Source organism: Acinetobacter sp. B-6 (assembly GCF_056930735.1).
In genome coordinates this window covers 1-13,217 of sequence record NZ_JBXPBY010000023.1, presented here as the reverse complement: position 1 = coordinate 13,217, position 13,217 = coordinate 1, and the positions used below count along the sequence as shown (strand labels likewise).

The 13,217-nt window shown below is 37.8% G+C and carries 10 protein-coding genes; 8 read left to right on the top strand and 2 right to left on the bottom strand.

Annotated features, from left to right (window positions below; all coding sequences use genetic code 11):
• The first annotated feature begins 614 nt into the window (after positions 1-614).
• Positions 615-881: a hypothetical protein gene (locus AC1Z3T_RS20260; RefSeq protein WP_005034888.1), complete on the top strand. Its 267-nt coding sequence runs from the start codon at positions 615-617 to the stop codon at positions 879-881.
• A 271-nt stretch (positions 882-1,152) separates the two neighbouring features.
• Here the strand turns inward: AC1Z3T_RS20260 and AC1Z3T_RS20255 are convergent, their stop codons facing one another.
• Positions 1,153-2,028 (bottom strand): LysR family transcriptional regulator, encoded by an 876-nt coding sequence (locus tag AC1Z3T_RS20255; RefSeq protein ID WP_100886219.1) that lies wholly within the window; start codon positions 2,026-2,028, stop codon positions 1,153-1,155.
• Between the two features lie 195 nt (positions 2,029-2,223).
• Here AC1Z3T_RS20255 and AC1Z3T_RS20250 point away from each other — a divergent pair, with 195 nt between their 5' ends.
• Positions 2,224-2,886 carry a glutathione S-transferase family protein gene (locus tag AC1Z3T_RS20250; RefSeq protein ID WP_100886218.1) on the top strand — a complete coding sequence of 221 codons (663 nt, stop codon included), beginning with the start codon at positions 2,224-2,226 and terminating at the stop codon, positions 2,884-2,886.
• Positions 2,887-3,052: 166 nt separating this feature from the next.
• Here the strand turns inward: AC1Z3T_RS20250 and AC1Z3T_RS20245 are convergent, their stop codons facing one another.
• Positions 3,053-4,060: a putative solute-binding protein gene (locus tag AC1Z3T_RS20245; protein WP_005034890.1), complete on the bottom strand. Its 1,008-nt coding sequence runs from the start codon at positions 4,058-4,060 to the stop codon at positions 3,053-3,055.
• Positions 4,061-4,418: 358 nt separating this feature from the next.
• On the opposite strand from AC1Z3T_RS20245, the gene tauA reads away from it, so the two are divergent.
• The 6 genes from tauA (at position 4,419) to AC1Z3T_RS20215 (ending at position 13,035) form a co-directional block, all read left to right on the top strand.
• Positions 4,419-5,408, top strand: a complete 990-nt coding sequence (gene tauA, locus AC1Z3T_RS20240) for a taurine ABC transporter substrate-binding protein (RefSeq protein WP_100886217.1) — start codon at positions 4,419-4,421, stop codon at positions 5,406-5,408.
• 18 nt (positions 5,409-5,426) lie between these two features.
• Positions 5,427-6,248, top strand: coding sequence for a taurine ABC transporter ATP-binding subunit (gene tauB, locus AC1Z3T_RS20235; protein ID WP_042088874.1), 822 nt, complete (start codon positions 5,427-5,429; stop codon positions 6,246-6,248).
• 2 nt (positions 6,249-6,250) lie between these two features.
• Positions 6,251-7,090, top strand: coding sequence for a taurine ABC transporter permease TauC (gene tauC, locus AC1Z3T_RS20230; RefSeq protein ID WP_009584743.1), 840 nt, complete (start codon positions 6,251-6,253; stop codon positions 7,088-7,090).
• A gap of 134 nt (positions 7,091-7,224) precedes the next feature.
• Positions 7,225-8,088: a taurine dioxygenase gene (tauD, locus tag AC1Z3T_RS20225; protein WP_005034900.1), complete on the top strand. Its 864-nt coding sequence runs from the start codon at positions 7,225-7,227 to the stop codon at positions 8,086-8,088.
• Positions 8,089-8,393: 305 nt separating this feature from the next.
• The gene (locus AC1Z3T_RS20220) at positions 8,394-10,295 is read left to right on the top strand and encodes a 5'-nucleotidase C-terminal domain-containing protein (RefSeq protein WP_483396928.1); all 1,902 of its coding nucleotides are present in this window, start codon (positions 8,394-8,396) and stop codon (positions 10,293-10,295) included.
• Positions 10,296-10,911: 616 nt separating this feature from the next.
• A complete protein-coding gene (locus AC1Z3T_RS20215; protein WP_100886215.1) occupies positions 10,912-13,035 on the top strand; it encodes an AAA family ATPase in 2,124 nt (707 codons plus the stop codon).
• The last annotated feature ends 182 nt before the right edge of the window (positions 13,036-13,217 follow it).

Genomic DNA, 13,217 nt, shown 5'->3' with positions numbered 1-13,217 from the left:
ATTTATTGTGTGAATATTCAGCAAATACATAGATTTTTTTCCACAAACAAAATGAGAAATTGTTTTTTTTCTTATTCTTAAATTGTGAAAAATGACCATTAAATTCATAAATTAAAATTGAATGAATAGATAAAAATTATAAATTAATATATAAAACCGATTAAACTTATTGAAAATAAGGCTTTGCGAAAAACATAGAGTTTCATTATCATGCTCCTAAGATTCTATGGCTGTAGTTTCTTTTTATTTGAATATGTTTTTCATAGCTTATCCAATCTTCTTGGATAAGCTTTTTTTTTTGCTTCATTAAAAATTTTAACAATGTAACTAATACGAGACTTTTACGGTAAAAATATATTTTTCAACATGAGCTTTCTTCTTGTGTCAACTCAGCGCATATTTAAAAACTCAGACAAATGAATGATTTAACGTTGATATTTTATTTAGTCAAAATAAGTAATTGATTTAATAAACTTTGCAGAACTTATACGGCAACACGTTAAAAGTCTTACCAAGCTGCAACGAACTTAGCTGAAAAAATGGCAATCATAGTCAGCACGATGATGCGGATTGTATTGTCGTTTTTTAATCGAGTGATGATAAAGGAATTGATGATGAAAAAATCAGGTCTTATTTTTATGTTATTGGCAGGTGTTGCGGTGATGAGTACAGCATGTACTTCAAGTGAAACCACACAAGCACCTGAAACCACACAATCAGCGCCAATGAGTTCAGCAGATCAGCACCAATCTGCACAAACAGCAACAGTTGATCCTGCTCAGCAAGGCACTGCGGTAGAAGGTGATGCTACGATTCAACAATCGCAACCAGCTCAAGCCACTCAAGATCCAACTTTGGGTGAACAACCTTCAGCTCAGTAAGTTCTGAAAAAAAATCAGGCGATTATATGGATGCCTCCATCGCCTGATTTTTTAGATCATGTTTTTTATAGTTTTGAATTTTAAATTTATGATTTTTAAAAATAATTTTGATTAGTTGAAAAGTTTCAGAGATGTAAACACCCATGATTATAAATCATTAACCGCTCTTATATTTGAGTTTAACGATCACAATAAAATTTTAAATTATGTGATTTGCATTATTTCAGTCCTTATATGTATTTTTAAACTAGTGTTGTAATCCTAGTCAGTATCATAGTTTTAATGTTTCACTCAGATGCCTGAATACACTGGATACTCTAAGTAGATGTCTTGATTCAGGATGCGTGAGTATCCATAGTTCAGTTTCACATTCTTCGAGAATGTCGGTTAATGCAATCAAATCTTTGCATTGTTGAGCAAGGAACACAGGTAATACACCCACACCCATGCCTGCAGATATGAACTCCATTACAGTAAGAATACTATTAACACGATAACGTAGCACTGCTTTTGGATAATGACGTTTGCGCCAAATTACCGATGGATGGTCGGGTAGAGCATCATCAGGGACGATCCAATTTACTTTACCAAAATTAGCCAGTTGATCGTGATCAATATTAGTTCCTGCATATAATGCCATATTTAATGTACCGATATGCTTGCCTATCAGATGGTGTGGAGGATGTTTAGTTGCACGCACTGCAATGTCTGCTTCACGTCTGGTTAAGCTCGTGAGTTCATTACCTGTATGTAGTTCATATTCTAATAAGGGATGTACATTTGAAAGCTTGTGAAGTGAAGGTGCGATCAAGCCATGTAGGATGGTATCCGTAGTGGTAATGCGCACAATACCTGATACCTGCTCTGGGACGAGTTGAACTTCAGAACGAGCTTGCTCTAATTGTGCTTCTATTTTCTCAGCATATTCAGCCAACAATAAAGTTTGTTCAGTAGGTAAATATCCTGTGCGTGAACGTTCAAATAGCTCATGTCCCAAACTGCGTTCGATGTGGCGAATTGTGCGAAAAACAGTTGAAGAATTGACACCTAACCGCTCGGCTGCACCCATTAAATTATGTGTTCGAACCAGTGCCAGAATAAGTTCTAGATCACTCGCTTTTAATTTGTATTGCGAATTTGCAATCATCGATTTCTTTTTTGCCTATTTTTATTGTGATCTTGCAATCATAAGATGGAATCTATTAATTTGTAAATTGGAGGCTTTCATGGTCATTCCATCAAATTTTTTAGTATTCGATGTTTTATTGTTGTGTATTGATAAATATAAAACACGAAGCAGAGATTGCTTCATTCAGTGTCACATTGAAAGGGAGATTATAGAATGAGCTCCCTGATTTTAATTAGCCATGTACTCTGTCCTTATGTACAGCGTGCTGTCATTGTACTGAAGGAAAAAGCGGTTCATTTTGAACGTCGAGACATAGATTTAGCAAATAAACCAGAGTGGTTTCTGAGCTATTCACCTTTGGGTAAAACACCTGTTCTACTGGTTGATGAGGTTGGAATTTTTGAGTCTGCTGTGATTTGTGAATATTTAGAAGATGCCCTAGAACCACCGTTGCATCCAAAGAATATTTTGATTCGTGCTCATCATCGTTCATGGATAGAGTTTGGTTCATCGTTGCTCAATACGATTGCTACATTCTATAATGCTAAAGACGAACAAATGTTGGAAATACAAGCAGATTTGATTCGTACACGACTGTTTCAAATTGAAAAAGAATTATCGGAGGGTCCATGGTTTGCAGGAAGCGATTTCTGCATGGTGGACGCCGTGTTTGCACCCATATTTCGTTATTTTGAGTTGTTTGATCATCTAGGTGATTTTCATTTCTTTGAGAATCTACCAAAGATCAAACTTTGGCGTATGGCATTGGCTGGACGTGCATCGGTGCAACAAGCTGTACATCCTGATTATTTTATACTTTTACGAGAATTTTTACGCCAGCGAGACTCAGCCTTGTCTCGTAGAATGGCGATGTAGTAAGAGAATGTTTTGATATATTACAGCCAATGCTTCACAGAATGGATTGGTGTGATTTCTATTTAGGAAACTAGAATATAAAGAAACATTTAAACGGTATTGAGTCATGGTGCCAATAATTTTTAGAAATCATTAGCACTCTAACGCTGTTGGCTTTAATTTAGTTCTATTCACCTGAGAGTGAACATTCAAAGTTGGTCCGATCTACAGTACAACGTGCTCGCTTAAGCACTGACATCATGGTTGGGTCATAGACCCCTTGTTTGGTCAATTCTAAGCGTGTATCCCGAAGTAGTTTTTGATAACGCTCTTTGTCCTCTTTACTTAAATTCAGACGATATTTATTTGGAATGCTTTCCTCTTGTTTTCTGACCATTTCAAACTGCTTTGGCATTTTTTTAAGGAACCATTCTCGTGATAGGTTGCCAAAACCTGGAGAAAATTTACTGGTATTAAAAATCAAATCGGCAGTGACATTGAGTACAGGGAAGTTAAACATTGCCCCATTGCTACCTAAGCCTTTTGAAAGTTCTAAAGGTTTAAAGGCATAAGCTGGCGCACCCACCATATCCACTTTGCCCTGATTAAACTTCACAATAAAATCTGAAATATCAGATAAAACAGGGATTGCGCCGACACGTTTTACTGCGGCGATCTGGGCTTTATCATAGGACAATACGGCGAATTTCTTTCCGCGTCCTTTTTCAATGGTGTTAATCGATCTATCATTCACAAAAATATAAGCAGGACCGATTTGAGCGATACCGCCCACTTCATACTCCACACCGTTGATTGTTGATTTCAGTCGTTGCGTGTTTCTTTTATCTAAAACGAAATTAATGGCTTTTAAGGCGATGGCATTGTTTGGAACGCCACCAAGCGCATCAATAGAACCAGCAAATTTATTAAATTGGCGTGCTCGCATTGCTGTTAAAAAGACAGCATCACATTTACCACTTTGGAAGTCTCGTTCTGCCATTTCTTCATTTTGATAAGCAATCAGCTGTATATCGGTATTCCACGCTTTTGCAGCGAGTGCCCATTCCTCCATCATTTTATAAGATTCACCAGCTTTTCCTAATAAGTCAAATACACAGACATCCTGTTTAGCTTGAGAAGCGCTTGATAATCCTAATAATGCGAGTGATGTAAAAGCAATAAATCCCTTTTTCATGTTATATCCTTATAGCTAAAAAGTGCTTTATTTATAATCAATATAGTAATTTTATTTAGATAAAAATAGAGCTTTTGCTCTATTTCCGATGAATAAACCATTGAAAGTGTTGCTTAATGTGATTTAATTTTCACTTTATTATTTTAGTGAGATGTGTTTTATGTTTTTCATGTATTGCTGTGATTAAATAAAAACTCTCTAGTTTTGATCTAGATATCTATTCACAGTGAAAAGATCAATTTTATTAATGAAAAAAGTGAATAAGTAAATCTAAAAAACATATTTTTAATAATATACAAAAACCTTACCATAAAGCAGATTCTCTTCTTTTTCCATTGATTGTCAGCTTATATCCATCATGAAATTTCAGCAGCTTATTTTAATTTGCTCGTCTTTAGCTATGTTTAGCTATAGTGGTTGGGTAAATGCACGTCCAATTGTGATTGGTTATCAAACCAATATAGAGCCTGCCAAAGTTGCACAGGCTGATGGTGTATATGACAAAGTGATTGGAGAAAAACTGGATTGGCGCTTATTTAACAGTGGTGCTGAAGTTTTAACTGCTTTGGCTTCAGGCTCTGTAGATATTGCTTTGATTGGATCTAGTCCTTTAGGTGCTGCTGTTGCCAATAACTTGCCAATTGATGTGTTTTTGATTTCAACAGATTTAAAAAGTGCAGAAGCCTTGGTGGTCAGAAATGGTTCTGGTATCCATCGTCCGCAAGATTTGATTGGGAAAAAAGTGGCTACACCATTTGCTTCGACTTCGCACTACAGTTTACTGGGCGCATTGCAACACTGGAATATTAAACCCAATCAGATTCGGTTGTTGAACCTCAAGCCTGCTGAAATCAATGCAGCATGGCGTCGAGGAGATATTGATGCCGCTTTTGTTTGGTCTCCAGCACTCGCCAATATCAAAAAAACCGGCAAGGTGATGACGGATGCAGGGCAGGTTGGGCAATGGGGTTCGCCTACATTTGAAGTTTGGGTCGCACGTAAGGATTTTGCGCAAAAGCATCCTGAAGTACTCAGCAAATTTTCCTCGGTGACTTTGAATTACTATGATGCTTACAACCGTAATAAGCGCCATTGGACTGCAAACTCAGCCGAAGTACAAAAAATTGCCAAAATTACCGGAGTTGATGCGCAAGATGTTCCAACGCTTCTTGCAGGGGCAGAATATCCTGATCGTCAAGCACAATTAAGCCCACAGTATTTAGGTGGGCGAACTACACAAAATATTGCCAATGCGGTTAACTTTTTGAAAGCACAGGGCTTGGTTAAAAAGGTCTCACCAAATTATCAACAATTTATTAACACTCGTTTTATCAACGCGTCAAAATAGAAATCGGGACTATTCATCATGGCTGTATTGACTGTAGAACACGTACAAGCACAGTACCCAGGTGCTGAGCAACCGGTACTTCAAGATGTGTCATTTCAATTGGGCTCCGAACAACTCATGGTTGCTTTGGGGGCGTCGGGAAGTGGTAAGACCACATTATTAAACTTGATTGCAGGTTTTACCCATCCCCAAGCAGGAAATATCAAGCTTGATGGCGAAAGCATTGTTGCACCAAGTCGTGATCGTGGTGTGGTGTTCCAAGATGATGTTTTACTGCCTTGGCAGAATGTTGAGGATAATATTGCTTTTGGTTTAGAACTGGCAGGTATTGATAAAAAAACACGTCAAATGCGAGCGCATGAATTATTGAAACTGGTCAATTTAGACGGTTTTGGACAGCGTCATATTTGGGAGCTGTCAGGCGGTCAACGGCAACGAGTTGGATTAGCGCGCGCTTTGGCTTCAGATCCTAAAATTCTACTGATGGATGAACCGTTCGGTGCTTTAGATGCTTTTATACGCGAACAAATGCAGTGTTTGTTGTTGGATGTATGGAAAAGTACGGCAAAACCAACTTTCTTAATCACTCATGATATTGAAGAAGCAGTTTTCCTTGCGACAGATCTGATTATTTTAGCGCCCAATCCAGGACGAATTGTTGAGCGATTAACACTGGACTTTGCAAAAAGATATGCCAATGGTGAGTCTGCACGAAGCATCAAATCTGATCCAAAATTTATTGAAATGCGTGAGCATGTGTTGAGTCGTGTATTTATTCAAAATCATCAAGAGCAATCTCACTCATCTCAACAAACGTCAGCTCAAGGGCAAAAGGTGTAATGATGACAGCACAATTAGACCCAAAATTAATGGCTTCAGTTCAACCTCAGCCCCAAAAAAATAATGTTCCACGTGAAGTGAATATTACCTTGATCAGTAGCATGACAATTGTGGTATTGCTTGCAATTTGGTGGTTTGTCACTGCTGTAGGTTGGATTGATGCTTTATTTTTGCCATCACCAGTTGCAGTATTAGATCGCTTACAAGATTTGATGACCAATGGCTATATGAGCATCAGCTTATGGAGCCATATTGGCGCAAGCTTAGGTCGTATTGGCACGGCTTTGGTTGCTGCTGTAATTACGGCTATTCCTGTGGGAATTGCGATTGGTCGAAATAAAGTGATACGTGGTGTTGTCGATCCAATCATCGAATTTTACCGTCCAATTCCCCCTTTGGCTTATTTGCCTTTGATCGTAATTTGGTGTGGTATTGGTGAGTTATCCAAAGTTTTATTGATTTATCTTGCGATTTTTGCCCCGATTGTTATCGCAACGGCAACAGGCGTACGTTCTGTCGACCAAGCAAAAATTCGTGCTGCACAGTCTTTGGGTGCAACGCCATTGCAAATTATTCAACATGTGGTTTTACCGAGTGCTTTACCTGGCATTTTAACAGGTATTCGTATTGGACTTGGCGTGGGTTGGTCAACATTGGTTGCTGCTGAGTTGGTTGGTGCTTCAGAAGGTTTAGGCTTTATGGTGCAATCATCTTCACAACTTTTGGCAACAGATGTGGTGATTGTGGGTATTTTGATTATTGCTGTGATTGCCTTTGCACTGGAAATTGGATTACGCCGTTTGCAAAAGAAATTGGTCCCTTGGGATAAGCAAGCTCACTAAGCGCTTTGATTTAAATCTTTGTGGGCATGTTGGCAAGATTGATAAAAACGCAATCGCCCTCAAATTGATTATTGTATTTTTAAAGTTTTAATAATGATTTGCCTTTAAAACATCTTGAGATGATCGAGGAAGAAATGAACGCTGTTGTATCAAATACTTTTAAAATTACACCATTGAATCCTACCATTGGTGCTGTGATTGAAGGGATTAATTTTAATCAAGCTTTGACGCCTGAAGAAAAGACATTGATCGAAACAGCATTGCTAAAACATCAGGTTATTTTTTTTAGAAATCAGCCGATGACAGCTCAGCAACATGCTGCTTTCGCTCGACAGTTTGGACAGTTACATATTCATCCCATTTATCCAAATATTCCAGAACAGCCAGAAATTATGGTTTTGGATACCGAATTAAATGATTTGCGTGATAATGCACTATGGCATACCGATGTCACTTTCCTTGAAGAACCTGCAATGGGTGCAATTTTGAGTGCAAAGAAAGTTCCAGCATGGGGTGGCGATACACTCTGGTCAAGTGGTACAGCAGCTTTTGAAGCATTATCTCAACCGATGCAAGAGATGCTATCGGGTTTAACTGCAACACATGATATTGCACGTTCATTTCCGATAGATCGCTTTGGTGGTGACCCAGCAGAGTTGGAAAAGTTAGAAGCAGCCAAGAAAAAGCATCCACCGATTAGCCACCCTGTGATTCGTACTCATCCCATTACAGGTCGTAAAGCCTTATTTGTGAGTGAGGGGTTTACAACACGAATCAATGAATTAGAAGCCAAAGAAAGTGATGCAGTTTTGAAAATGCTGTTTGAGCATATTCAAAAACCTGAGTTTGTGGTGCGTTGGTCTTGGCAAGCCAATGATGTTGCATTTTGGGACAATCGCTGTACTTTCCACTATGCAGTCGATGATTATCGCCCACAGCACCGGGTTATGAATCGAGCAACATTGATGGGTGATCGACCATTTTATCAAGCAGATTAAGTTTCCACCGTTAAAAACCAATCAGATTTGATTGGTTTTTTTGCGTTTGAATGTATTAAATTTAAAATCAATAAAAATCATAAATTTACATAATTGTTTTAGCAATAAATATAATAAAGCTATTTAAAAACTAAGACGGTACATTCAGACTGGTACAAGGTTTTTGTGATTAAAAGCATTAAACTATTTGGAAATTCAAGATTTCAACGTAGGTTTTTTATGTGAAAAATGTTTAATTATTCATCAAAATTAAATAAACGATCAACATACTAAGCAAGAATAATTTATTGCTTGTTGGAAATATCATGTTGATTAATAAGAAAAAGCAAATATTTTTGCTGAGTATGCTTTCTACGTTGCTGGTGGCGTGTAATGATGATAATGATCATTCAAATGTTGATCAGCCTGTAGAAGCAAAACCATTAGAGCTAAACATCCTACATATAAATGACCACCATTCACATTTAGATGAAGAAAGTATCAAATTTAAAACCAATGTGGGGACAGGGGAAGAAGAATTCAGTGTTACAAGTGGTGGTTTTGCGCGTGTAGCCAGCTTAATTAATCAACTTGCAGCAGAAAAGAAAAACGCTTTTAAAATCCATGCAGGTGATGCGACCACTGGTGATTTGTACTATAACCTTACGGACGGTAAAGCAGATGCTGATGCGATGAATACCGTTTGTTTTGATACATTTACCCCTGGAAATCATGAATTCGATGCTAAGGATGATGGTTTAAAGAAATTTATTGGTTACCTAGACCAAGGTACTTGTAAAGAAAAGACTCAAGTCCTGACTGCCAACGTAAGTTTCGGTGCATCTTCGCCATTGTATAAAACCAACCGTATTTTAAAGTCACAAGTCTTTGAGAAAGATGGTGTTAAATTCGCAATTATTGGTTTAACTGTGGCGAAAAAAACCAAAAACTCTTCTCAGCCGAATGCTGATACATTATTTGCTGATGAAATCGAAACCGCACAACAAGAAATTAATCAATACAAAGCACAAGGCATCAAAAATATTATTCTACAAACCCATGTGGGATATGACCTCGATCAACAGTTGGCAAAATCACTTACAGATGTCGATGTGATCATTGGTGGCGATTCACATACTTTATTGGGTCCAGATGGCTTAAAAAAATATGGAATGACACCTGAAGGTGCTTATCCGACTCAACTACGCAATAAAGATGGTCAATTGGTCTGTGTGGCTCAAGCTTGGCAATATAGTTATATTGTGGGAGATCTCAATGTTAAGTTCGACAAAAATGGTAATGTCGAAAGCTGTAGTGGTACGCCGCATGTTTTAATTGGAAATAATTTTACCCGTACAGCGAAAGATGCAAAAGCAGTCACCGAAACAGAAAAACAAGCTATTCTGGCTCAATTTAAAACAGACAATGCACCGTTTACTGTGGTCACACCATTACAAAAGACTTTAGATGTTTTAAAACTCTATCAGGATCAAAAGAAAAGCTTTGCTCAAAAAATTGTAGGGCAGGCGACAGATAATCTATGCTCGCGCCGAGTACCAGGAACATTACGTGATGTAAACCGTTCTACATTAGGAGATGTGTGTAATAAAAATACTCATGTCGATCAACATGGTGGTGATATTCAGCAAATTATTGCCGAAGCATTTTTACAACAAGGTAAAGTGTTTTTTGGTGCAGATATTTCCTTCCAAAATGGCGGTGGTGTCCGTGAAGATGTTGCTTTGGGCGATGTCACGGTCGGTAAAATTTATAATGTATTACCTTTTAAAAATACGTTGTTGCGTTTAGATTTGACGGGTGCTGAAGTTAAAGCAACACTCGAAGATGCGATCGACGGAGTGATTACCCAGAATAACACGGGAAGTTATCCATACACGGGTGGTTTACGTTGGAATGTTGATTTCACAAAAGATAAAGGTCAGCGCCTCAGTCAAATACAAGTACGTAATGCAGCAGGACAATATGAAAATATTGATCTGAATAAAACCTATAAAGTGATCACTATTGATTTTCTTGCCAATGGTGGGGATTACTATACGACTTTAAAGACCATCACTGGTGAGCGTCGTTTAGATGTCGGCTTAGATTATGCAGAGGCTTTTCTTAAATATGCCCAAGCTTTGACTGGTCAAGAAGGGCAAAAGAAAATTAATAAATTAGCAACGACTGAATATAGTACTCAGCTATTTATAGATAAAGCGAAATAACCTGAAAGACAATAAAAAAATCTCGCTTAGGCGGGATTTTTTATTTTTTCTGTTTGGGTAAGACCTTGATAGTCTTGAGGTTGATAGCGCATAGGAATTTCAAAACGTTTAAATTTCTTTATACGAAGAAAATGGATTGCTTTAAAAGAATAATGAAGGCTAAAAATCTAAGAAAGAATTGCAAAAATAGATGCTTCACATTAAAATGAGCCAAAATTTAGCCACGATGGCTTAAATAATCACAATGATGACCGTATTTTTTTCTTTCACTTGCCTTATTTGATCTTGTAACGTTGCCATTTGACAAGATTATAGACGACCACTGACTGGTTGCAGGATAACCATAATATCTTGATTAAACCCAGCACATTTTAGACACCTGTTTGAAATGTAATTTGAATCTACATTTAAATTCAATAATCGGGAGAACAATCATGTTGTTTAGCGTATTTCTTATTTTGGGCTTTCAATAGACCCCCATACATTTTAATCGTTTAAATTAAACGAACAAAAACCTTATTTTAAAGAATATACATGTTCTTCGGGATCGCTTTGCTTGTAAAAAATACAGATTAGCTAAAGCCAAACTCGGACATGAAAAGAAAAAAGTGAATATATGAACGAATATATAAATCAACCTTTTGCACATACGGTGCAACATGTTGAGGTTGCGGATTTTGCTGAAATTTCTCCGATTGTAAAACTCTGGGCTTTTCGATTTTTGCTGGAGCTGGGAGGCGCAAAAGAATTCATTTCTGATCATTGTTTTAGCCATCAATGGATTGCTAAGAAACTTGGTTTTTCAGAAGCATTGCTTGCGGATCAATTTAATGAGCAAGCAGCTTATCAAGAACTCAATCAATTGCATAAAAGCATTCAGCAACAAAATTTATTGAATGCCTTTCAATTTAATGATGAACTTCAATATAACTTGAAATTAATCCAGCAATTGCTGGATTTAAACGCTGTTGAAACAACGATTTTAGGTTTTGTAGTGATGCTCAACAGTGAGCAACTTTTAGATGATGTCGCTGACACGATTGGTGAGCTCACGGCTTCTAAAACGATTCGTGCTTTGGCTGTGGTTTTGGATTTACCTTATGACGAGATCCGTCAAGCGCTATCTGTACAAGGGCGTTTACATCGTAGTGGTTTGATCAGTGTGCAGCAGCACTATCGTAACTATTTACGTGGAAAACTGAATCTGGTCTCTAACCAATTGGCGGATAAATTATTGGTGAAAACCAATGATGTTATGGATCTTTTTGTTGGCACGATCAATAAAAGTCATCCTGCTGAATTGACGCTTAGGGACTATCCTCATTTAGCCTCTGAATTGACCTTGTTGATGGCTTATCTAAAGCAAGTGAAACAGAATAAACAAGAAGGTGTGAATATTTTTCTGTATGGCAGTTCTGGTACAGGCAAAACACAACTCTGTAAAACATTGGCACAAGAAATGGGCGTACAGCTTTTTGAAATCACCTGTGAAGATGAAGATGGTGATGCGATTTCAGCGACAGGGCGTTTATGTGCTTATCGTGCGGCACAATGTATTTTCGATAGCCAATCTGCATTATTGATGTTTGATGAAGTGGAAGATGTGTTTAATGACACTGAAAATGGTGTCGGCATGAAAAGCACAGCGCAAAGTCGTAAGGCTTGGGTCAACCGGATATTAGAACAAAATCGAACACCTACGATTTGGGTTTCAAACTCTGATCAGCTTGATCCTGCGTTTATACGCCGTTTTGACATGGTGTTAGAAATAAAAGTCCCCCCTAAACAGCAACGGAGCAGCTTTATACAACAGCATTGTGGTGAAGATCTCAATATGTTGTATCAACAAGCGTTTGCCAATGTTGAACAACTTTCCCCTGCAATTTTACGTCGCAGTTATCGTGTTGCGAAAGTGGCACAGATGGAAAATGAAGGTTTAGTGGTACAGGAAAGCATGACTCAATTGGTTTCCAATACACTGAAAGCACAAGGGTATCAAGCGATTCGGTTGCAAGATAGCAATGCATTACCCAAATTCTATGACTTGGCTTATATCAACTGTAAGTCAAATCTTGCTGAAATCACAACAGGGATTCAGCAACATGGTTTCGGACGTTTATGTCTATATGGTGCATCTGGAACGGGTAAGACCGCATTTGCAAAATGGCTTTCTGAACGTATCAATCGACCATTATTGATTAAGCGTGGCTCGGATTTGATTTCAGCTTGGGTGGGGGAAACAGAAAAAAATCTTGCAAAAGCTTTTCAGGAAGCAGAAGAGATGCAAGCTGTTTTACTCTTGGATGAAGTAGATGGTTTGTTACAAGACCGTCGTCAAGCAACACGTTCTTGGGAAGTTTCTCAAGTAAATGAGTTTTTGGTTCAAATGGAAAGCTTTAATGGCGTTATGGTTGCAACAACCAATCGTTTTGATGAGTTGGATCAGGCAGCAATGCGCCGTTTTGACTTTAAGATGCATTTTGATTTTTTAAATTATGCTCAACGCTTGGCTTTGTTGGAAAACGTTTGTACCCAACTGAAGCTTGTTGTGGATGAGTCAGAGATAAAGTCTAAGTTATATGCTCTAGATCGTTTAAGTGCTGGAGACTTTGCAGTGATTGTACGACAGTCCTGTTTTCATCCGTTTGAAAGTGTGGATGCGGTTGTGCAGCATCTTGCCGATGAAATGGCTGCCAAATATAAAAGCTCACAAAGTATTGGATTTACCGCATCGACTTGATGCGGTTTTTCTTTTTAAAGTGCGATCACAAGAAAAATGCCACGATTTTCTGGCTTTCGTATGCAAAACACAGCATTAAAATAGATTGAATATGAAAAAAATACAGAAAAATGCTTAAAAAATAGATAAAAAAGCAAAAAAAAGGGTGAATTTGAGGAAAAAACATCCATCCGAACAGAAAG